General features: G+C 68.5%; 18 protein-coding genes, 2 tRNA genes and 1 pseudogene. 8 read left to right on the top strand and 13 right to left on the bottom strand.

The window, feature by feature from the left end; genetic code table 11:
• Window positions 1-192: 192 nt before the first annotated feature.
• The gene (locus tag CFN78_RS10475; RefSeq protein ID WP_094862529.1) at window positions 193-2,730 is read right to left on the bottom strand and encodes an FtsX-like permease family protein; all 2,538 of its coding nucleotides are present in this window, start codon (window positions 2,728-2,730) and stop codon (window positions 193-195) included.
• A 3-nt stretch (window positions 2,731-2,733) separates the two neighbouring features.
• The gene (locus CFN78_RS10470) at window positions 2,734-3,501 is read right to left on the bottom strand and encodes an ABC transporter ATP-binding protein (protein ID WP_094862698.1); all 768 of its coding nucleotides are present in this window, start codon (window positions 3,499-3,501) and stop codon (window positions 2,734-2,736) included.
• A 151-nt stretch (window positions 3,502-3,652) separates the two neighbouring features.
• On the opposite strand from CFN78_RS10470, the gene CFN78_RS10465 reads away from it, so the two are divergent.
• Window positions 3,653-5,017 (top strand): sensor histidine kinase, encoded by a 1,365-nt coding sequence (locus CFN78_RS10465; protein ID WP_240519371.1) that lies wholly within the window; start codon window positions 3,653-3,655, stop codon window positions 5,015-5,017.
• On the top strand, window positions 4,993-5,661 hold the full coding sequence (locus CFN78_RS10460) for a response regulator transcription factor (RefSeq protein WP_094862527.1): 669 nt from the start codon (window positions 4,993-4,995) through the stop codon (window positions 5,659-5,661). The genes CFN78_RS10465 and CFN78_RS10460 overlap by 25 nt, the downstream gene beginning before the upstream one ends.
• 184 nt (window positions 5,662-5,845) lie before the next feature.
• On the opposite strand, the gene CFN78_RS10455 is transcribed toward CFN78_RS10460, so the two are convergent.
• Window positions 5,846-6,133, bottom strand: a complete 288-nt coding sequence (locus CFN78_RS10455) for a hypothetical protein (protein WP_240519370.1) — start codon at window positions 6,131-6,133, stop codon at window positions 5,846-5,848.
• A 577-nt stretch (window positions 6,134-6,710) separates the two neighbouring features.
• Here CFN78_RS10455 and CFN78_RS10450 point away from each other — a divergent pair.
• Window positions 6,711-7,853, top strand: a complete 1,143-nt coding sequence (locus CFN78_RS10450) for a VanZ family protein (RefSeq protein ID WP_165777509.1) — start codon at window positions 6,711-6,713, stop codon at window positions 7,851-7,853.
• A gap of 126 nt (window positions 7,854-7,979) precedes the next feature.
• Here the strand turns inward: CFN78_RS10450 and CFN78_RS10445 are convergent.
• The 7 genes and pseudogenes from CFN78_RS10445 to CFN78_RS10415 form a co-directional block, all read right to left on the bottom strand.
• Window positions 7,980-8,052, bottom strand: a tRNA-Arg gene (locus CFN78_RS10445).
• Between the two features lie 57 nt (window positions 8,053-8,109).
• A tRNA-Ser gene (locus CFN78_RS10440) sits at window positions 8,110-8,199 on the bottom strand.
• A 64-nt stretch (window positions 8,200-8,263) separates the two neighbouring features.
• Window positions 8,264-10,246, bottom strand: a complete 1,983-nt coding sequence (locus tag CFN78_RS10435; RefSeq protein WP_094862525.1) for an acetoacetate--CoA ligase — start codon at window positions 10,244-10,246, stop codon at window positions 8,264-8,266.
• Between the two features lie 83 nt (window positions 10,247-10,329).
• Window positions 10,330-11,091 carry an ESX secretion-associated protein EspG gene (locus CFN78_RS29120; protein WP_165777508.1) on the bottom strand — a complete coding sequence of 254 codons (762 nt, stop codon included), beginning with the start codon at window positions 11,089-11,091 and terminating at the stop codon, window positions 10,330-10,332.
• A 2-nt stretch (window positions 11,092-11,093) separates the two neighbouring features.
• Window positions 11,094-12,224, bottom strand: coding sequence for a PPE domain-containing protein (locus tag CFN78_RS10425; protein WP_094862524.1), 1,131 nt, complete (start codon window positions 12,222-12,224; stop codon window positions 11,094-11,096).
• Window positions 12,221-12,682, bottom strand: coding sequence for a hypothetical protein (locus tag CFN78_RS10420; RefSeq protein WP_133116319.1), 462 nt, complete (start codon window positions 12,680-12,682; stop codon window positions 12,221-12,223). The genes CFN78_RS10425 and CFN78_RS10420 overlap by 4 nt, the downstream gene beginning before the upstream one ends.
• 70 nt (window positions 12,683-12,752) lie before the next feature.
• A pseudogene (locus CFN78_RS10415) lies at window positions 12,753-13,415 on the bottom strand (dienelactone hydrolase family protein).
• A gap of 117 nt (window positions 13,416-13,532) precedes the next feature.
• On the opposite strand from CFN78_RS10415, the gene hisC reads away from it, so the two are divergent.
• Window positions 13,533-14,597 (top strand): histidinol-phosphate transaminase, encoded by a 1,065-nt coding sequence (hisC, locus tag CFN78_RS10410; RefSeq protein ID WP_094862522.1) that lies wholly within the window; start codon window positions 13,533-13,535, stop codon window positions 14,595-14,597.
• Between the two features lie 38 nt (window positions 14,598-14,635).
• Here the strand turns inward: hisC and glmS are convergent, their stop codons facing one another.
• The 3 genes from glmS to CFN78_RS10395 all read right to left on the bottom strand — a co-directional run bounded on the left by glmS (window position 14,636) and on the right by CFN78_RS10395 (window position 17,571).
• The gene (gene glmS, locus CFN78_RS10405; protein WP_094862521.1) at window positions 14,636-16,456 is read right to left on the bottom strand and encodes a glutamine--fructose-6-phosphate transaminase (isomerizing); all 1,821 of its coding nucleotides are present in this window, start codon (window positions 16,454-16,456) and stop codon (window positions 14,636-14,638) included.
• Between the two features lie 23 nt (window positions 16,457-16,479).
• On the bottom strand, window positions 16,480-16,749 hold the full coding sequence (locus CFN78_RS10400; protein ID WP_094862520.1) for a hypothetical protein: 270 nt from the start codon (window positions 16,747-16,749) through the stop codon (window positions 16,480-16,482).
• 66 nt (window positions 16,750-16,815) lie between these two features.
• Entirely contained in the window at window positions 16,816-17,571 is a 756-nt protein-coding gene (locus tag CFN78_RS10395) for a sulfite exporter TauE/SafE family protein (RefSeq protein WP_094862518.1), read from the bottom strand.
• 211 nt (window positions 17,572-17,782) lie between these two features.
• Between CFN78_RS10395 and CFN78_RS10390 the strand changes: the two genes are divergently transcribed.
• From CFN78_RS10390 to ku, 4 genes are all read left to right on the top strand, one after another.
• Entirely contained in the window at window positions 17,783-18,214 is a 432-nt protein-coding gene (locus CFN78_RS10390; protein ID WP_094862516.1) for an ATP-binding protein, read from the top strand.
• The gene (locus CFN78_RS10385) at window positions 18,211-19,017 is read left to right on the top strand and encodes a SigB/SigF/SigG family RNA polymerase sigma factor (protein WP_094862514.1); all 807 of its coding nucleotides are present in this window, start codon (window positions 18,211-18,213) and stop codon (window positions 19,015-19,017) included. The genes CFN78_RS10390 and CFN78_RS10385 overlap by 4 nt, the downstream gene beginning before the upstream one ends.
• Window positions 19,018-19,122: 105 nt before the next feature.
• Window positions 19,123-20,067: a non-homologous end-joining DNA ligase gene (ligD, locus tag CFN78_RS10380; protein ID WP_094862512.1), complete on the top strand. Its 945-nt coding sequence runs from the start codon at window positions 19,123-19,125 to the stop codon at window positions 20,065-20,067.
• 71 nt (window positions 20,068-20,138) lie between these two features.
• The gene (ku, locus tag CFN78_RS10375; protein ID WP_094862510.1) at window positions 20,139-21,140 is read left to right on the top strand and encodes a non-homologous end joining protein Ku; all 1,002 of its coding nucleotides are present in this window, start codon (window positions 20,139-20,141) and stop codon (window positions 21,138-21,140) included.
• Window positions 21,141-21,206: the final 66 nt, after the last annotated feature.

Raw genomic sequence — 21,206 nt, 5'->3', positions numbered from 1 at the left:
GGTCGACCCGATCCCGCAGTCACCCTTTAGTGGGAAATTGGCTTTTACCCTAGATATATCGACCAGTGCCGACAATCGACCAACGTGGACCGTTGAAGTAGAGCTGGCTATACCGCCAGTGGCGTTGGTCGCCCTGAGTCGCCGGGTGTCGTCGACAGATGTGGACCGTTCCTGGTTCGTGGAAGTACCGAGTCACTGTCGCGCGGTAGCGGTGTCCAAGGCCCGGCCACGTAGCGCAAGCTTCGCCGGCAGCAGACTGGCCAGCAGGGCGATGGCTACGCACCCGACGACCACAAAGATCAACTCAGTGAGAGGAACCGACAGATGCGCGGCCGGATTTGTTACGGAGATGGCGTTCAGTACGCCGGCCACGCTGACGCAGGCGGCAACCGCACCTAGCAACACACCTACGACAATCGTGGTCAGCGTCTCCCACAAGAGCATCCACGTGATCTGCCGTCCCTTGGCTCCTACGAGGCGGAGCAGCGCGACATCGCGGACACGCTGGCCCGATGCCATAAGCAGGGTATTGGCGATCGCTAGTCCGCTGTATACCAGTGCCATACCGATCAGCAGAAGAAAGACCACGCGGTTGGCCTTGCCCGCGTCGTCCGCCTGCATATCCAGCCAGCCGTCGATCGGCTGGACCTGCGCTCCTGGCACAACACCATCGAGAACTCCCGGATCAGTACCGGGGTCGAGTGACACGTAGGCCGCTTCGGCCAGTGGCGAGTCCACGTGCCCCTGCAGGAGATCGTCAGTAAGCAGTGCGCCAGGAAGACCACCTGCCGACTGCACGACCGCCGCTACGTTCACTGAAGTCCGTGTCCCGTCTCCAAGATATACATCCACCTGTGCCCCTGCGGTCCACTCCGCGATCTCCGCAGTCTCCTGATCTACCACGACGGCAGCATTCCGAAATGCCTGAGTGGAGCCGTCGATCACCTGCAGGTCGAAGTTCTCCAGCAACTGCTCAGGGCGGACGCCCGCAGCGGACAGCGTTGTCGAGTAGTCGTTCTGCACTGCCTGAATCTCTGTCGGGACTGGAGCGGTGACCGCCCGGACGCCGGGAACGGCTTGCAATCGCTCCGTCGATGCCGGCGAGATCCCGGCCGCGTACGAAGCGACGACCACATCAGCGGACGTGGTTCGCTCCTGATCGGCCACCGTGGACGAGGCGATCGTCGTACCGATGGTCAGCATGGAAACAGCAATCGCCACGGTAACCATGATCGGTGCGGCCGTGGAGACCGTTCTTCTGCCGCCGACCCGGAGGTTCTCCCGCGCCAGCATTCCCACTGTCGGGGCCAACCTGGACATCACCAGGCCCGCAAGCCACACGACCGCGGGCAGGAAAACCGGTGCCAGTGCGGCGAGAGCGACAACGAGTACCTCTGTCAGCACGAGCGCGACCGGGACCGCACCTTCGGCACCCGCCGACGGCAACACCGCCAACAGCACGCCGGCGATGGCGACGAACACCAGTCCGATCAGCCACCTGCTGGCCGTCATCACCTTGCCCTCGTCGGCGGCGACGCGCAGAGCCTCCACCGGTCGGACTTTGGCCCCCCGGCGAGACGCCAGTGAAACGCCCAGAACTGCGACCACGACACCTACCGCGAACGAGATGAGCAACATGAAGCCAGACGTCGGCACGGTGAAACCTGCCGGTGCCAACCCGAACCCGATGAGCAGATCTCCGAGCAGGGGAGCGAAGATCGGGCCGAGCGCACACCCCAGAGCCGAGGCGAACATCCCGACCAGAACGGACTCGCCAGTAATCATTCTTCGCACTTGTTTTGGCGTCGCCCCCACCGTGCGCAGGAGCGCGATCTCGTTGCGGCGTCCGGCGACGGTGAACGCGAAAGTACTTGCCACGACGAAAATGGATACGAAACCGGCTACGACCGCTGCCGTCGCCATGAGCGCCGTGACATCCGACGTCGCTTGCTCGAACGGGTCGACAGATCCGTCGTCCGCTCGTGTCGCACCCGTGTCGGTGCGCCACGACTGATCGGGAAGTTCGGCACGCAACCTGGATGCCAGTTCCTGCGGCGCGACGCCGGGTGCCGCGAACGCACCGAACGCGTCGACCCGGCCTTCCGCGCCGGATAGCCGTCCGGCATCGGCATCCGCGAAGAACACCGGTGAACCGCTTGGTTGCCCGGCGGCTACCGCGGACACAAGGCCGGCTACCGTGACCCGTTCATCACCGGCAGGGGTGACCACGGTGAGTTCGTCACCGATCTTCGCAACCCCGTCCGCGACAACGACAGTTCCCGGACCAGGTGGTTTCCCATCGACCAACGGGTACGGAGCCAGGCGAGCACTCGACCAGTTCTGTCCCGATCCCGACAGGGCGTTGGCCGATCCGGCGATCACCGCCACGTCGAAGTCGTGAGCCGGCACCAGTTCCTGCACGCCGTCCACCGAGGCCAGTCGCGCGCCAGCCTCGACCGGAACTCGGACGCTCTCGGCGGTGGGTTCCGACTGCACCCAGGTGGACTCACCGTCGCGGAACTCCATATCGAGGCGCTGCTCAGCCCGCACGACGACGGCGACTGCATCAAACCGGCCGGGAGCAGGCGATTCGGGCGGCTCGGCATCTGCCGCCGCCGAGATCACCAAAGTCGTTGTCGCGACAAGCGCTACGCCGAAGGTCAGCGCGATGAACGAGCCTGCAAAGAGCAGCCATCGGTCACGCAGCGTACGAATCGCGATCCACAGCAAACGTCAACCCTCCAAACGGGTCATCTGCTCGATCACTGCCTTTGCCGTCGGGTTGTCCAGGTGGCCGACGATATGGCCGTCCGCCAGGAAGATGACTCGATCCGCGTAGGCAGCCGCTACTGGATCGTGGGTCACCATGATCGTCGTCTGCCCCGCGCGTTCAACCGTCTCCCGGAGCAGGGTCAGCACCTCACCGCTCGTATTGGTGTCCAGCGCCCCTGTGGGTTCGTCGGCGAACAAGACTTCCGGCCGGGTGATCAGGGCGCGCGCGATCGCGACGCGCTGCTGCTGCCCACCGGACAACTGCGAGGGCCGCTGCTTGCCGACCCGATCAAGGCCGACCCGCGACAAAGCTGAGCGCACGTCCCGCTTGGCAGGCTTACGACCAGCCAATCTGAGTGGCAGCTCGACATTTTGCTCAGCGGTCAACGACGGAACCAGATTGAACGCCTGGAAAATGAAGCCGATCCTGTCACGGCGCAGCTCGGCGAGCTGAACCTCGGACATATCGGAAATGTTCGATCCGGTGATACGAACGTGGCCATCGGACGGCGTATCCAGACCAGCGGCGCATTGCAACAGGGTGCTCTTCCCCGAACCGGAGGGACCCATCACGGCCGTGAAAGTTCCTTGGGAAAAGCCGATGGTCACTCCACGCAACGCCTGGACGGCGGCCTCTCCCCTCCCGTAGGTCTTGGTCACCTGAGAGAGCACGACCGGCTCGGGAGAACCGGCGGCACCGACATGGGGCCGCCCGGGCACGCCTGCCATGGGCGGTCGTACGATCTTCATCTCGCGAGTCAAGCACCTCCGGCCGAACGCGTCACTCACCCGTTCGTGAGTTCGGAGGTATACGAAACACTACTGCAGAAGTAGGGGCAACGTGATCCCCGGAGCGCATGAACCAACGTAGCGTGAACACATGAGGAGCGTTGGTGCCGTCGAAAGTTCGGCCACGCCACCGGGCCACCTCGACGAGTCCGGGACATCCGCCACCGAACCGATGACCGTATGGCGAGAACTCACCGGAAAACCGCTACGTTTCCTGTTTTCTTCTTGGCCTTTCAGGGTTTACGCCTTTCTGCTATCAGGTAGTTTTATCGGCCTGATTCTCGCGGTGATATTCGCGGCCATGGTTACGGTCGGCACCCTGTTCTCACTGGTGCTGGTCGGGCTGATCATCCTGGTACTCGCGGCGCTGCTCGGGATTCCGGTCGCAGAAATCGAGCGCTATCGTCTTCAGCTCGTAGACCGGAGAACGCTCCACGGGCCGCACATCAAGGTTGCCGAGCGCGGAATCCGGCCCTGGTTGCGAACGCGGTTACGGGAGCGAGCCACTTGGCGCGAACTGGTTTACCTGATAAGTCTCGCCCTCATCCTGTCGCTCATCAACCTTGCCGCTGTCGCGGTCGCGACCACCAGCCTGATGCTGGCATTCATGCCGGCGCTGGTCGCGCTGGTGGCTCCGGACACCATCATGCTCGGCAGTCTCGGCAAGCTGGACAGTCCGTTCGATGCCATACCCATGAGTTGTGTGGGTGTCGTGAGCACCATGCTGAGCACTTACCTGCTCGGTGTCGTTTCCGCCGGTCATGTGCAGTTCGCGCGACTACTTCTCGCCTCCCGGGAGGAGGAGCTCGACCGGCAGGTCGTCGAGCTGGCAAGTTCGCGGTCCAGGCTGCTCAACGGCTTCGAAGCCGAACGACGCCGGATCGAGCGCGACCTGCATGACGGAGCTCAACAACGGCTGGTAGCGCTGAGCATGGCTCTCGGGCTGGCCAGTGTGGAACTGGCCCAACGCGGAGGCGAACCACACCGGTTGATCCTGCGTGCGCACGAAGAAGCCAAGCAGGCGCTGTCCGAGATGCGCGACCTCATTCACGGGATCCATCCACAGGTGCTCACCGACCGGGGGCTCAACGCCGCGGTGATCGAGCTGGGGGCTAGATGCACGATCCCGGTCGACGTGGACATCAGTCTGCCGGGGCGCATGCAGGCGGCGGTGGAGACCGGTGCCTATTTCGCCGTGAGTGAATTGCTCACGAACATGTCCAAGCACAGCGAGGCTACTCGCTCGCAGGTAGTCGGCAGAGTGGCCGGGCCAAACCTGGTGGTAGAGGTGACAGACGACGGCGTCGGGGGGGCCGACCCTACACTGGGCACGGGCCTGCAAGGCCTGGTGGACCGCTTGGCGGTGGTCGAGGGGACGCTGGAGTGGTCGAGTCCGGCCGGAGGGCCGACAACTATTCGGATGGAGATCCCTTGTCATCTCAGCCGCTGCGAGTAGTCATCGCCGAGGATTCGGTGCTGCTCCGCGAAGGCATCGTAGAGCTGTTGACGAGATACGAACATCAGGTCGTTGCCGCGGTGGGCAGCGCAGAAGATCTGATCGACGCCGTAGCAGAGCATGAACCTGACGTTGTCATCACGGACGTGCGGATGCCACCAGGGCACGCAGACGAAGGGCTTCGTGCCGCCGTGGAACTTCGTACCAAGCATCCAGGCATCGGCATCCTGGTTCTGTCTCAATACATCGCAACCGCCTACGCCACCGAACTACTCGGCTCGGATGTCTCCGGCGCGGGCGGAATGGGGTACCTGCTCAAAGATCGGGTCGGCGATGTCCTCGAGTTCGTAGATACCGTGGAACGTATCGCGAAAGGCGGAACCGTAGTCGATCCGGAGATGATCCGGCAACTAATCTCTCGACGCGCCGAGAAGCAATCCTCTTTGGCAAAGCTCACAGCACGTGAGCATGAAGTGCTGGCACTGATGGCAGAGGGAAAGTCCAACCCGGTCGTCGCACAGGAACTGAACGTCTCGGAAGCAGCCGTCGCCAAGCACATCGGCAACATCTTCACCAAACTCGGGTTCTCCCCCACTGATGGTCACCGGCGAGTCCTCGCCGTCCTCACTTATCTCAAGGGATGATTCGGCAAGGCACCGCATAGAACGGCTCGACTCCACCAGAGGCGTTCGACTCGGCGACTCGTGCCTGCGTTAGCAACTGTCACCTGGACAGGAAGTCGCCCGTGGTGATCCATCTAGCTATGCGCACGGGCTCACATGGCCACCCACGTGCGGCCAGCGGGATCGCGCTCCCCAGGCCGGATGGTCAGGTGTCGGTGGTCTTGGCGCAGTTCACGGGTTGGCCGGGGCCGGCCGCAGTGGCCCGACCGAGTTCCTTCTCCCCGTCCAGAAGAATTCGGCAGGTCAGCACCTCCTGACCCGAGGGGGTCGCGGTGACCTTCGCGTCGCGGCCCGCGCTGACGATCACCTCGTCCTTCCACGGCAGGCCGAGCGGTCCGTCGAGCCTGCGCTCGGCCACCTCGTCCTGGTAGCGATCATTGGACTCGGTGTAGGTCAGTTCGGTGACGGTCACACCACCGGCCTCGCCGCTCACCTCGTAGGTGATGGCCCAGGATCGTCCCGTGGGGTTCGAACACCCGTCCAGTACTACGACTGCCGCGACGGCACCGGCCACGGCCAGGGCCTGCCTGGCGATTCCCGGTCGACGGGATTCGTGATCGAGGTGGTTCCCGGCGAGGCGACGGGAAGCCTCCGTACCGGTGTCGTTCCCGGGTTTTCCTTCTACGCCGCCGGGAACCGCCACGGCGCGAACACCGCGGCCACGGAATTGGCAGACACGCCCCAGAGCTCGGTTGATCATGCACCGGACTCTACTGCCGCCGTCACGGCGCCGGCGGTTCCGTGCGGGCGTTCCGCTTCGCGGGGCGTGCCGGTCCATCCGTACGGGTGAAGCCATCATTGTCGGGGACGGCGGAGTGTCGCTCGCGCGGGCCACTTTGGATCCGATGTGACCTCCCACCGGGGAAAGTCACAACGAGAGTGTCACCCTTTCCGGTGGCATTGCTGCTGCGGACCGCCGACCGGCACGGCAGAGTACCCGCCACGGCGGGCCAGTCCCGCCACAGCCGGGCCGGAGGGCGCCGGTCGACCTATCCGAAATGGGGGCGGGCTTGTCCAGGTTGTTGCCGGGCATGATCGCGGTGGCCGGCGCTTCGCTGCTCGCCGTGATCCTGTTGGCGCCGTTCGTCTTCCGCAGCTACCGGCGCCGCGGTGAGGTGGGGCTCGGCCCGACACTGCTCGCCTTCGGACTGCTGGTGTACAGCCTCGCTCTCGTCGCGTACACCCTGTTGCCCATCCCTTCGATCGACGAGGCCTGGTGTGCCACCCAGGGCACGACGATCCGGCCGCAGTTGAATCCGCTGCAGATGTTCGACGACATCGCGAAGGAGAATCGCGGGGGCGGTCTCCGGGACCTGGTGACCAATCCGGCCGTGCAGCAGGTCGTGTTCAACGTGGCGCTGTTCGTCCCGCTGGGCGCGTACCTGCGTCACTATTTCCGGCGCGGCGCGGTCACGGCGATACTGATCGGCTTCGCGGTGTCGCTGCTGATCGAGCTCACCCAGTTGACCGGGAACTGGTTCCTGATGACCTGCCCGTACCGGTTGTTCGATGTGGACGATCTGATCGCGAACACCTTGGGAGCGGGGATCGGTGTGCTGCTGGCGCCTGCCCTGCGTCTGTTCTCCGGGCGGCGCGGTACGGCGCCGGCCGACGCACCCCGTCCGGTCACCACGGGCAGGCGGGTGCTGGGAATGCTCGTCGACCTCGTCACCGTGTTCGCGCTGGGCGCTTTCCTGGCCGGTGCGGCCGGCCTGATCGCCCTGTACGGCTTCGATGTCCGCCTGGAGGCACAGCCGTGGGGCCGGGTGGCCGGTTCCGCGCTGGGCGCCTGGTTGCCCGCGGTGCTGCTGCTGGCGATCCCGTCGTTCGGCAGGCACAGCGCGACGCTGGGACAGCGGGCTGTGCGGCTGCACCGAACCCGTCCCGGCCACAGCCACCCCGGCATCCGGGTCATACCCGCACTGCTGACCGGTGTCTTCGGTTACTACGTCCTCTTCGGGCTCGGCGAGTTCGTACCGTTCGCGGGCTCGCTGGCACAGTTCATGCTTGTCGTCTGCCTGGTGTTCGCCTGGCGACCGCGCTCGCACCGCGGGTTGTCCGGGATCGCGTCCGGGCTGCTCCTCACGGACTCACGCGCGGGTGCGGAGTCCGACCGGGCCGTCGGGACTGTGGAGCGGAACCCCGCCGGCTGAGCGGCTATCCGGCAACCGCGCCTCCGTCGGCAGACCGTCTACTTCGGACAGTCCTAGCCAAGCCCCAGGGCCGGGAAAAGAAAAAGCCCCCTGCGTGCAGGGGGCTTTTGCCGTCTCAACCAGACGTGCGCCCGAAGGGATTCGAACCCCTAACCTTCTGATCCGTAGTCAGATGCTCTATCCGTTGAGCTACGGGCGCAGTGTTCAGTTGTTGCCGACCGGAGTCGACGGTGGTGCTCGGCGAACCGAGCCCCGGCGGAGGCTCCGGGATTTGAACCCGGGAGGGGGGGTTACCCCCAACCGCATTAGCAGTGCGGCGCCATAGACCAGACTAGGCGAAGCCTCCCAGGCCCTTACGACCACTGCCGACATAGAGTACACACCCCGCCGGGTGGCCGGACAAAGACCCCCTAGCCGTGCGCGAGGTCGACGAACGGCCCCAGCGCCTCGGGGTTGACCAGTGCGTCCTTGCTGACAGCGCGGTCCGGATCGACGCCGGAGAGGATCTTCTTCACCGGCACCTCGCACTTCTTGCCGTTCAGCGTCCGGGGGACCTCTGCGACGACCACGAACCGATCGGGGACGTGCCGGGGCGACAGCGCGGCGCGCAGTTCGGTGCGCAGGGTGGGCTCGATGTCGCCGAGCGTGGCGCCCTCGGCGAGCACCAGGAAGCAGAGCAGTTGCCCGTCGTCGTTACCCGCCCGCGAGGTGTCGATGACGAGCGAGTCGGCGACCTGCTCGAAACCCTCGACGACGCGGTAGAACTCCGCGGTGCCCATCCGGACGCCGCCGCGGTTGAGGGTGGAGTCGCTGCGGCCGTAGATCACCGCCGACCCCCTCGACGTGATCTTGATCCAGTCGCCGTGCCGCCACACGCCGGGGAAGTCCTCGAAGTACGCCTCGCGCAGCCTGCTGCCGTCCGGGTCGTTCCAGAAGTACACCGGCATCGACGGCATGGGGGCCGTGACCACCAGTTCCCCCACCTCGTCGACGACGGACCGTCCCGCCTCGTCGTAGGCGGCGACGGCGGCACCGAGCGAGCGGCAGGACAGCTCGCCCAGCCACACCGGGACGTCCGGCGCGGACGCGACGAACGCCGCGCACAGATCGGTCCCGCCGGACACCGAGCAGATCTGCACACCGGAGCCGATCTCGTCGACGATCCAGCGGAACCCCTCCTGGCTCAGCGGCGCCCCGGTCGATCCGACGGCCCGCAGCGCGGTGAGGTCGAACTCCGTGGCCGGCTTCAGGTGTTTCTTCAGGCAGCTCTGGATGTAGGGCGCGGACGTGCCGAAGTACGTGACGCGGTGCTGTTCGGCGAGCTTCCACAGCGCGTTCAGATCCGGGTGTGCGGGACTGCCGTCGAAGAGCACGATCGCCGAGCCGACCATCAGGCCGGAGATGAGGTAGTTCCACATCATCCAGCCGGTCGTGGTGAACCAGAAGAACCGGTCGCCGGGACCCATGTCGCTCTGCAGCGCGAGGGCCTTGAGGTGTTCGACGGTGATGCCGCCGTGCCCCTGCACGATGCCCTTCGGCAGGCCGGTGGTGCCCGAGGAGTACAGCACCCACAGCGGGTGGCCGAACTCGACCGGATCGAACTCCAGCGGCGCTCCGGCGTGCTCGTCCAGCAGCGAGGTCCAGTCCAGCGCGCCGTCCAGCGTGCCCGCTCCGGCGTAGGAGATCAGCACGGTCGCTTCGAGCGAACCGATCCCCGAGCGAAGTTCGTCCACTGTGGACCGGATGTCGAAGGTACGGCCGTTGTAGACGTGGCCGTTGACGGCGATGAGCACCTTCGGCTCGATCTGGGTGAACCGGTCGGAGATCGCGCGGACGCCGAAGTCCGGCGAGCATGACGACCAGGTCGCCCCCAGGCTGGCCGTGGCCAGGAACGCGATCAGCGTCTCCGGGCAGTTCGGGGCGAGGGCGACGACCCGGTCGCCCTTGACCACGCCCAGCTCGCGCAGCACCGACCGGGCCGCGGCCACTTTCGACCGCAGTTCGCCGTAGCTGAGCCGCGCGGACAGGCCGTCCTCGCGTTGGAAGACCACCGCGAGTTCCTCGTCGGCCTTCGCCGCACCCGCCACGCCGCCGGTGAGCGCGTGCTCGGCGTAGTTGAGCGTGCCGCCGGGGAACCACTCCGCTCCGGGCATGGTGTCGCTGCCCAGCACGGCGGCGGGCCGCTGGTGCCAGATGACGCCCAGGTACTCGGTCACCGCGTCCCAGAACTCGGCGTAACGCTCGGTGGAGAACTCCCAGAGCTGGTCGTAGTCCTCGACCTCGACCTCGCGTTCGGCGCGCAGCCAGGCGCGGAAACGGGCGATCTGCGTGTCGGCCACCCGGCTCGCGTCGGGGCGCCACAGCACTTCTGGGATGTCGGCGGAGGTAGTCACGGACCGAGCCTAACGCCGAACGAGACGTCCGTTCGTCCACAACTCGGGCGGCGCGGGTGGTGCCGGCCCACATGGACGGCCGGTCAGCCGGTGAGGTCGGCCACCATCTCCGCGGCCATCGTCCGCAGGCGGGCGGGGTCGGCGGGGGTGACGGTCAGCCAGCCGCCGTTGCGGCGCAGCGCGTACCTGCCCTCGGGGGTGTCCGCCCAGTGCACCGGGGCGGGAGTGCGCGCCCTGCGTCCGCCACGGGTGCGCACGCTCGCCGCGATCGAGCCGCCCCCCGTCCGATGGCAGACGGCGCGGACCAGCGTGTTCACCTCGGCGGCGCGGACGCCCGCCCGGTGCAGAGCGTCGGTGAACCCGTCGACGCCCTCGTGTTCCAGCGCCTCGACCGCTCGCTCGTAGTCCTCGGCGTGCACGTTCGCCGGGCCGCCGGGGCCGGCCCCCGTGTCCGGCAGCGCTGCGAGCACGGTGTCGGTCAGGGCCGTCGCGCGCACCGGAGCCAGGTGCACCACGGTCCCCTCGACGGTCGCGACGGCGGCGCCGAGCGGTCCTGCCACGGCGAAGCGGCGCAGCGGCGCGTGCTCCAGCTCGACGGTCACCTCCGAGGTGTCCAGCGTGCGCAGCAGTCCGGCGAGGTCCCGCGCCGGATCGGCGACGGTGCCGAGGCCGCGCGCGGCGAGCGTGCCGTCCGCCTCCGCGATCAGTTCCGCCCGCGCCGAGTCCGTCCGACCGGCGTGCGGCACCTCCAGCACCACCGGCAGCTCGCCGAGGTCGAGCGCGGTCCAGAGCAGGAAGAACTCGCCGAGATGCAGGTGGACGGCACCGGTGTCCGGATCGCGCACGGTCAGTACCGCCCCGGTCGTGCGGTCGGCTCCTCGCCGAGCACCGGCGGCGAGACCAGGACGTCGGAACTCCAGAAGCCGCTGTCCTCCTCCAGGTAGCCGGGCGTGGTGCGTTCGACGGCGTCGTCCTGCCGCATCCCGGCTCCGGCCATGCCCATCGGCATCCCGGCCATGCCCATGCCCGTACCCATCCCGCCGCCGCGTGCCTGCGGCGCGGTGGCAGAGGCCGGTCCCTGTCCCGCGGTGCGATTCGTACGCGGCAACGCACGCGAACCGGCGAGGGTTCCGGCGGCGAGCGGGGCGGCCGGAGCCTGCGCACCGGACGCGCCACCACCGGTCGCGGTGATACCCACGCCGCCGTGCGCGGAAGGGCCGCCCGGCAGCGGGCCTGCCGGAGTCGCGGACGGGGACACCTCGCCCGCGCTGGGCGTGGTCGCCTCCCGGTGCCCGGGCACCGTGGCTTCGGCAGGCGGCTCCCGGCGCGGATCGGCGGTGACCTCCCGCTCCGGCTCCGGCGCGACCGGTTTCTCCGGCGTGCGGCGCAGTTCCGTCCGCGGCATCGGGCTGGTGAACGCCGGGACGTCGGCGTAGACCTCGTTCGAGGCCTGCTGCATCCGCTGCATCACCTCGGCTGCCCTGCGGTGGAGTTGCTGCGCGGCCAGCCGTTCCGGTCCCGGATCGGCGACCAGGTTCAACGCGACGCAACGTCGTACAGGCGACGCTTCCGGCGGCTCCGGCATCGTCCGCCGTGCCGTCTCGGCGATGTCGGCCTGCCGGATGACGCAGGTCGACACGTCCTTGCCGCTCGCGGCCGTGGCGGAGGTCCAGGAGACCAGCCGTTCCACCCCGGCGCGGGCGGCATCCGCGGCCTCGCCCTCCCAGCCGTCGGCCGATGCGGCCAGCGCCTTGCCCAGCCGCGCGCCGAGTTCGTCGAGTTCCTCGGCGAGTTCCGCCCAGGACGCGGCGACGGACGTGGCCTCGGCGAGGTTCACGCCCTCGTGCGCCATCGCGTACAGCTCCGCGTGCGAGTAGGTCATCCAGTCGACGTCGCCGTCGAGGTCCTGCGGGCCGGGTTCGGGCTCCCGCGGCGGCCACGGCATCGCGAGGATCCGCCGCTGCCCGGCGGCGGTCACCGGGCACCGCCCGCGGCCCGGGCGAGCCGGTCGCCCGCCTCGCACTCGGCGGCCTGGTAGAGGCCCGCGGCGGTACGGACGGTGACCTCCAGATCGGTGAGCACGTCCCCGAACTGCTCCAGGACGGGGATCGCGGCGCCGGCGCCGCCCGCCGCGGCGCCACGCAGTTTCCGGCTCAGCGTGTGGGCGACGAAGCTGTCTCCGAAGTGCAGCGGAGTGTCCAGGTCGCCGCCGCGCCCGATCATCCGGTGCACGGCGGCGCGGAGCGTGGCGAGTTCGGCGAGCAGGTCGTGGGCGGCCTCCTCGGACATCCGCAGTGCGCCGGTACCCGCCCGTTCCCGGACGACCGCGACGTCCCGCGCCACGGGGGTCAGGCTCGCGGCCGCTCCCGCCCCGAACGCGGTGTCCGCTGCTGTGCCGGTCGACTCGCCGTTGCCCGCCACTGTGGCCTCCCCCATCGTTCGCCGTGAACTCCCCGGTAAGGACGTAGGAATCGACGGAGGGCGGGGCGATCCGGTTCCCCCGGGTTCAGCGCAGGTGCGCGTCGAACCAGCCGAGGGTCCGCTGCCACGCCTCGGCGGCGGCACCCGGGTCGGCGTCGAAACGGTGGTTGGCGCCCGGGTAGCGGACGACGTTCGTGGCGACCGGCGACTCCGCCGCCGCCTCGCGCAGCCGTTCCACCGCGGCGACGCCCTGCTCGTCCCCGGCGTCGCCGTAGATGCCCAGCCACGGGCTGGTGAGTGAGCCGGCGATCTCCACCAGCGGCGGCAGTTCGCTCTCCTTCGGCACGGCCGCGCTCTGCCCGCCGACGCTGACCGCCGCGCCGAGTGTGCGCTGCGAGGCGACCATCAATGCCGCCGTGCCGCCGAGGTCGAAGCCGACGACGCCGAGCAGGTCGGCCCGGATGTCGTGGTCGACCAGCCAGGCCAGGGTGATGTCGGTGGCGGCGAGGACGTCCTCACGGGTAATCCGCTCACCGTCGGCGCCCTAGGCTTCGTAGATGTGCGGGGCGACGGCCAGCCAGCCCTCCTCGGCGAGGCTGCCGACCAGCAGCCGCACCCCGTCGGTGATGCCGTCCGCCTCGTGCAGGACGACCAGTCCGCCCCGGATCGCGCCCTCCGGTTCGGCGAAGGTGAGGCGGAGCGCACGGCCGTCCGCGCGGGCATAGTCCTCGGTCTGCGTTCGCGTCATGTGCATACCCAACCACCTGGGAGTGACCGGAAGTCAACATACGTTCGGACGTTGCGGGACGGCTAGATTGGCGGGGCGGCCCATCCCGCGTCCACTGACCGACAAGGAGCAGTTGCCATGACGTCCCGCCCCGACGGTGCGGTGCACACTCGCGCCGACCTCGATTCGCTGCCGAACTACGTTCCCGGCCGCTCGGTGCCCGGCGCGGTCAAGCTGGCGAGCAACGAGGTTCCCGGCGGCCCGCTGCCGAGTGTCGCCGAGGCCATCGCCGAGGCGGCCGCCCAGGTCAACCGCTACCCGGACATGGGGGCCTCGGCGCTGATCGACCGGCTCGCCCGTGAACTCGACGTACCCGCCGAGCAGGTCTCGGTGGGTTGCGGATCGGTGTCGGTGTGCCTGCAGCTCGTCCAGGCGATCTGCGACCCCGGCGACGAAGTGCTCTTCGCCTGGCGTTCCTTCGAGGCGTACCCGATCCTGACGCGAGTGGCCGGGGCCACGCAGGTGACGGTGCCGCTGGACGACGACCACACGCACGACCTGGACGCGATGCTGGCCGCGATCACCCCGCGGACGCGCGTGGTGTTCGTCTGCAACCCGAACAACCCGACCGGAACGGCGGTGCGGCGCGAGGAGCTGGAACGCTTCCTCGACGCGGTGCCCTCGCACGTGCTGGTGGCGCTGGACGAGGCGTACCGCGAGTTCGTCTCCGACGAGGAGGTGCCGGACGGCGTCGACCTGGCAAGGGGACGGTCGAACGTGGCCGTGCTGCGGACGTTCTCCAAGGCGTACGGCCTGGCCGGCCTGCGGATCGGCTACGCCTACGCTCCCGCCCAGGTCACCGCCGCGCTACGGAAGGTGTTCGTGCCGTTCAGCGTGAACGCCCTCGCGCAGGCCGCGGCGATCGCTTCCCTGGACGCGAAGGCCGAGCTGCTCGAACGGTGCGCGGAGATCGTCGTCGAACGGGATCGGGTGCGAGAAGCCTTGCTGGCGGCCGGATTCGAGGTACCGCGGACGCAGGCGAACTTCGTCTGGCTGCCCCTGGGTGAGCGGGCGGTGGCCTTCGCCGAGCACGCGCTCGAGCACAAGCTGGTGGTGCGGCCGTTCGCCGGGGACGGCGTCCGGGTGACGATCGGTACGGCCGAGGAGAACGACCGCCTCATCGAGGCGGCCCGCGCGTTCTGAGCGGCCCGGTGGTTCCGGCCCCGCGCGGGCCGGAACCACTATTCGACGGTGACGCTCTTGGCCAGGTTGCGCGGTTTGTCGATGTCGCGGCCCAGCGTCCTGGCGACGTGGTAGGCGAAGAGCTGCAACGGGATCGCGAACAGGATCGGGTCCAGCTCCGGTTCCGAGCGCGGGACGCGCAGCACGGCGTCGGCAAGCCCGGCGGGCAGGTCCGCGTTGGTGACAGCGATGACCGGGCCGCCACGGGCCTTGATCTGTTCGATGGTGCCGACGTTCTTGGCCACCAGTTCGTCGTCCGGGACGATCACCACGGACGGCATGGTGGCGTCGATCAGCGCCAGCGGGCCGTGCTTGAGCTCGGAGGCCTGGTACGCCTCGGCGTGCACGTAGGAGATCTCCTTCAGCTTCTGCGCGCCCTCCCGCGCCACCGGCCAGCCGCGGACGCGGCCGATGAAGAACATGTGCCGCGCGTCGGCGAACTTCGCGGCGGCCAGCGCCACGTCCTCGTCGGAAGCGAGGACCTCGGCGATCCGGTCGGGTAGCACGGCCATCGCGTCCACCGCCCGGCGGCCGTTCGCGACGGACAGGTCCCGCACCCGGCCGAGCAGCAGCGCCAGCATCGCGAAGCAGACGCTCATGTTGGTCACCGCCTTCGTCGAGGCCACCGACACCTCCGGCCCGGCGTGCAGGAAGACGCCGCTGCCGCATTCGCGGGCGATCGCGCTGCCGACGACGTTGACCATGCCGATCACCCGGCCGCCCTTGCGCTTGAGTTCCTGTACGGCGGCGAGGGTGTCCAGCGTCTCGCCGGACTGACTGACGGCGACGTACAGCGTGTCCGGGTCGACGACGGGGTTGCGGTACCGGAACTCGGACGCGGGCTCGGCGTCGGCGGGGACACGCGCCCATTCCTCGACGAGGTTCGCACCGAGCTGCCCGGCGTAGTAGGCCGAACCGCAGCCGAGGAACTTGACCCGCCGGATCGACCGCAGTTCCCGCGCGTCGAGCGAGATGCCGCCGAGGTGCGCGGTGGAGAAGCGCTCGTCGAGACGCCCCATCAGGGCACGGCGCACGGCCTCGGGCTGCTCGTGCATCTCCTTGCGCATGTAGTCGGCGAACCCGCCGAGCTGGTAGTCGTCCTCGGCGACGTCCACCGTCGTCGGGGTCTTGGCCGTCCGGCGGGCCTGCGAGGTGGAGGTGCGGAAGTCGTCCGCGGAGATGGTGGCCAGCTCACCGTCGTCGAGGTAGACGACGCGCTGGGTGTGCCGGACGAGCGCGGCGACGTCGGAGGCGACGTACATCTCGCCGTCGCCGATGCCGAGCACGATCGGGCTGCCGTTGCGGGCCACCACCAGTTCGGCCGGGTCGCGCACGTCGAGCACGACGATCCCGTACGCGCCCTCGACACCGGCCAGCACGGCACGGACGGCGTCCTCCAGGGTGTCCGCCGCCTCGCGTTCGGCGGCGATCAGGTGGGCCAGTGCCTCGGTGTCGGTGTCGGAGGCGAAGGCCACCCCCTCGGCTTCCAGCTTGCCGCGCAGTTCCTCGGCGTTCTCGATGATCCCGTTGTGCACCACGGCGATCCGGCCGCTCGCGTCGAGGTGCGGGTGGGCGTTCGCGTCGGTCGGCTCGCCGTGCGTCGCCCAGCGGGTGTGCGCGATGCCGACGCCCGAGGGATGCGTTCCGACCAGCTCGCGCAGTTCGTCCACGCGCACGGCCGCCTTGGTGACCTTCATCCGGCCCCGGTCGACGACGGCGAGCCCGGCGGAGTCGTAGCCGCGGTATTCCAGCCGGTGCAGCCCTTCGAGCAGGATGGGCGTGGCCTCCCGGCCGCCGATGTAGCCGACGATTCCGCACATGGTGTGTTGCCCTTCCGAGGTGGTCAGCCGTAGACGATCCGGCGCAGCCTGCGTTCGGTGTACGCGCCCGCGCCCACCGGCCTGGTGGCGAGTTCGTCCGCGATCAGCGTCCAGATGCGCGCGTTGCGCATGCCCCGGCGGCGCAGTTCGGCGTGCCGCCTGCGCACGTACTCCTCGGCGGTCTCACCGAAGTACGCCACGACCTCGGCCACCACCCGCGCCGCGGTTCCCGCCGGAAGTCCGGTGGAGCGGGCGATGTGGCGCACCAGGTCGGTGTGCTCGGGGCTGGACACCGGCCGACATTGCCACCAGCCCGTCCGCGGGGCAAATTTCCTGCCCGATTCCGGGCAGGAATCCGGTCAGTCCAGGATCAGCATCACGATCGCGGCGACACCGACCACGACGATCACGCCGCGCAGCACGACCGGCGACAGCTTCCTGCCGATCTTCGCGCCCAGCACGCCACCGAGCACCGACCCGGCCGCGAGCAGCCCGACCACCGGCCAGCTCACCGGCGCGACGAAGGCGTAGATCGTGCCCGCGACCACGTTCACCACCGCGGACAGCACGTTCTTGATGCCGTTCAGCCGCTGGATCGGCTCGGACAGCAGCATCCCCATGAACGCCATGAGCATGACGCCCTGGGCCGCGGTGAAGTAGCCGCCGTAGATGCCGACGAGGAAGATCAGGAACAGCAGCAGCGGACCGCCGTGCGCGGCCTTGCTCTTCTGCCGGGCGGCCACCCACTTCGAGACGCGCGGCTGCACGATCACCAGCACCACCGCCAGCCCCACCAGTACCGGCACGATCGACTCGAAGGCGTCGGAGGGCAACCTGAGCAACAGAACGGTTCCGCCGATGGCGCCGACGAGCGAGCAGGCCCCGTACACCAGCAGCCGCCTGCCCTGGCCGGTGAGTTCCTTGCGGTAGCCGATCGCGCCGCTGATAGTGCCCGGCGCGAGGCCGATCGCGTTCGAGGTGGTGGCCGTGACCGGTGGGTATCCGAGCGCGATCAGCACCGGGAACGTCACCAGCGTGCCCGAGCCGACGACGGTGTTGATCGTGCCTGCCCACAGTCCCGCCAGCGCGATCACGACAGCTTCCCACCAAGTCACGCACCGGACCCTAAGTAACCACGCGGTCCACCGCGAGACTGTGTGGGAAGTCAGACACCGCCGGGTTTCACTCCGCGCACTGAGGGGTATTCACGCCCGAGTACGCCGCTGACAACGGTCGGCCGGATCGCGATCGACCGCTGGGCCTGCGAAGGTGACGCCAGCGGGCAAGGCCGTGACGCCCGGAGACGGTCCCCAAGACGAGGTGAATGTGTTCGAAACCGAATCACCACTCGCGTCCGGAATCGGCGCGCGAGACGACATCGAGCTCCGGCTGGGCGCCGACCTCGTCCACCTGCCGATCATCCGGTCCGTCGCGGGAAGTATCGCCATCCGGGCCGATTTCGATCTCGACGCCGTCGCCGATCTGCGGCTGGCCATCGACGAGGCCGCGTCCACCCTGATCGCCAGGGCGATGCCGGGGACCACGCTGGTGTGCCGGTTCGCCGCCGACGAGGACACGCTGCGGTTCACCGGCGAGGCCCGATCCGCCGACGAGCAGCCACCGAGTACCGGATCGTTCGGCTGGCGGGTGCTGACGACGCTGGCGGACACGGCGCGCACCTGGGTCGAGCTCGGGGATGCCGAAGGGCACCACATGCACATCGAGTTGTCGAAGCGTAAGAAGGCGGCCGAAGGTTGAGCCGGGCCGCGAGCGACGGGACCACCCGGACCTCGTCCGCCAACGAGTACGAGCATCTCGCGCCACTGTTCGGGCAACTGCGCGAACTCGGTGAGGACGACCCGCGACGGGCGAGGATCCGCGACGACCTCGTCACCGGTTATCTCCCGCTGGCCCAGCACGTCGCGCAGCGCTTCTCCGGCCGTGGCGTCGCGCGGGAGGACCTCATCCAGGTGGCGACGGTCGGCGTGATCAACGCCGTGGACCGCTTCGATCCGGCGCACGGTTCCGAATTCCTGTCCTTCGCAGTGCCGACGGTGATGGGCGAGGTGCGCAGGCACTTCCGGGACACCGGCTGGATGATGCGGGTCCCGCGCAGGCTGAAGGAGCTGCACCTCGCGCTGTCCAACGCGACGACGCAGCTCTCCCAGGATCTCGGCCGCGCGCCGACACCCAGTGAGCTGGCGAAGCACCTCGACCTCAGTCAGGACGAGGTGTTCGAGGGGCTGGAAGCGGGCAACGCCTACAACTCGGCCTCGCTGGACGAGATGCTCTCCGCCGACGTCGACGACGTCTCGCTCGGCGACACCCTCGGCGAGGACGACCCGGCACTGGTCGACGTCGAGAACCACGAGGCGCTGCAACCGCTGGTAAGGACGCTGCCGGAACGCGAACGGCGGATCATCGCGCTGCGCTTCGTGCACAACATGACCCAGACGCAGATCGCCGAGCGGATCGGCGTCTCGCAGATGCACGTGTCCCGCCTCCTCGCCCGTTCACTCACCCAGCTCCGGAAGGGCCTCGCCGAGCAGGACATGGAATAACACCGGGCCGGGGCGTGATCGTTTCTGTTTTTGCTGGTCTGGGTACTACCGCCGCATGAACGGGCTGCGTGACGGGCAGGCGGAGCGGAACGGCGGGCATCGGCGGTGAGCGCGCCCGGCTGGCGTGACCCGATGCTGGCGACCCTGACCGAGCGCCGGTTCGCCGATCGCGCCTGGCTCTTCGAGCGCAAGCTCGACGGGGTGCGGGCCATCTGCGTCCGCGACGGCGGCACCCCGCAACTGCTGTCCCGCAACCGTAACCCGATGAACGGTGCCTACCCGGAGATCGTCGAGGCGATCGCCGGGCTCGGCGGCGACCGATTCGTCGTGGACGGCGAGATCGTGGCCTTCGACGGGGAGCGGACCAGCTTCGCCACCCTCGCCCCCCGAATCCACCTGACCGATCCGGAGCGGGCGCGGGCCACCGGCGTCGACGTCTACTACTACCTGTTCGACCTGCTGCACTTCGACGACCACGACGCCCGCAGGTTGCCGTTGCGGCAACGGAAAGAGCTACTGCGCGAGGCCTTCGACTTCACCGACCCGCTCCGGCGCTCCGAGCACAGGGACACCGACGGCGACGCCTACTTCCGGCACGCCTGCGAACAGGGCTGGGAGGGACTGATCGCGAAACGGGCCGATTCCCCGTACCACGGCGGGCGTACCCGCGACTGGCTCAAGTTCAAGTGTGTTTCCGGGCAGGAGTTCGTGGTCGGCGGCTTCACCGATCCGTCCGGTTCGCGGCAGGGGTTCGGCGCGTTGCTGCTCGGCTACTACGAGGGCGATTCCCTGCGGTACGCGGGAAAGGTGGGCACCGGCTTCGACTCGGCGACCCTGCACGATCTGCATGACCGCTTGCTCCGGATGGAGGAGAAAACGTCCCCGTTCGCGGAGCGTGTCGCCGAGCGCGGAATCCACTGGGTGCGTCCCGAGATCGTCGCGCAGATCGGCTTCTCGGAATGGACGAACGACGGCAGGCTGCGCCATTCCCGCTTTCTCGGCGAGCGCGAGGACAAATCGCCCACCGAGGTCGTCCGCGAGGAGAAGTGACCACAGTAGACGTTCCGTTGAACAGGGAATCCATGTCGCGCAAGGATATTCGGTAGATCCGGGAGGAAGTCGTGGCACGACCGATCTGGAACGGGGCCGTCAATTTCGGCCTGGTGACCGTGCCCGTCGAGCTGTACAGCGCGACGGAGGCCCACTCGATCCATTTCCGGCAGTTCGAGCGCGGGACCTCCGACCGGATCCGGTACCGGCGCGTCAACGAGCGCACCGGCAAGGAGGTCGAGTACGCCGACATCGTCAAGGGCTACGAACTCGACGACGGCGACTACGTGCTCGTCGAAGGAGAGGAACTGGACGAGATCGCGCCCGGACGGTCGCGCACCATCGACATCGAGTCGTTCGTCGACCTCGGCGACATCGATCCGATCTACTTCCAGAAGACGTACTGGCTCGCCCCGGCGAAGGAGGAGTTCCACCGGGCGTACGGCCTGCTGGTGCAGGCCATGGACCGGACGAACAAGGCGGGCATCTCGACCTTCGTCATGCGCGGCAGGGAGTACGTCGCCGCCGTCCGGGCAGGCGACGGGGTGCTGATCCTCGACACCCTGCACTTCGCCGCCGACATCCGCGACGCTCGCCGTGAACTGCGGAAGCTGCCCGAGCCGAAAGCGGCCCGCGGCAAGGAGATCGACATGGCGGTCAACCTGATCGACTCGATGTCCGCGGAATGGAAACCGGAGGACTACCGGGACACCTACACCGAGCGCGTCGAGAAGCTGATCGAGGACAAGAAGGCGGGCCGGACCGTCAGCCCCGCGGAGCAACCCGCCGAGGCGACGAAGGTGGTGGACCTGTTCGACGCGCTGTCCCGCAGCGTGCGGGGCCGTACCGGCGGACGTGCGGGCAAGACCGGTTCCGGTTCCGGTTCCGGTGAGAAGGCCACCGCGGGTTCCGGCAAGCAGGCCGATCCCGCCGGCCTGAGCAGGGCGGAGCTGGACCGGATGGCCCGTGAGCTCGACATCAAGGGCCGCTCCAAGCTCAAGCGTGCCGAGCTGGAGCAGGCCGTACGCGAGGCTTCCCGTTCGGCGGGCCGCCGGGGACGAAAGGCCTCCTGAAGAGGCCGCCCGTCCACCATCGGGAGAACCCGGGGTGGGGCGGGCGGTGGGGCCATACGATCGGGG

This window comes from Amycolatopsis antarctica, assembly GCF_002262875.1.
Classification (GTDB): domain Bacteria; phylum Actinomycetota; class Actinomycetes; order Mycobacteriales; family Pseudonocardiaceae; genus Amycolatopsis; species Amycolatopsis antarctica.
This window is presented reverse-complemented; position numbering and strand designations above follow the sequence as displayed.

Bases quoted from the DNA above. Each gene is read 5' to 3' on its own strand.
- CFN78_RS10465 (WP_240519371.1), top strand. From the start codon at position 3,653: ATGAGGAGCGTTGGTGCCGTCGAAAGTTCGGCCACGCCACCGGGCCAC.
- CFN78_RS10470 (WP_094862698.1), bottom strand. From the start codon at position 3,501: ATGGCAGGCGTGCCCGGGCGGCCCCATGTCGGTGCCGCCGGTTCTCCC.
- CFN78_RS10420 (WP_133116319.1), bottom strand. From the start codon at position 12,682: ATGGGGGAGGCCACAGTGGCGGGCAACGGCGAGTCGACCGGCACAGCA.
- glmS (WP_094862521.1), bottom strand. From the start codon at position 16,456: ATGTGCGGAATCGTCGGCTACATCGGCGGCCGGGAGGCCACGCCCATC.
- hisC (WP_094862522.1), top strand. From the start codon at position 13,533: ATGACGTCCCGCCCCGACGGTGCGGTGCACACTCGCGCCGACCTCGAT.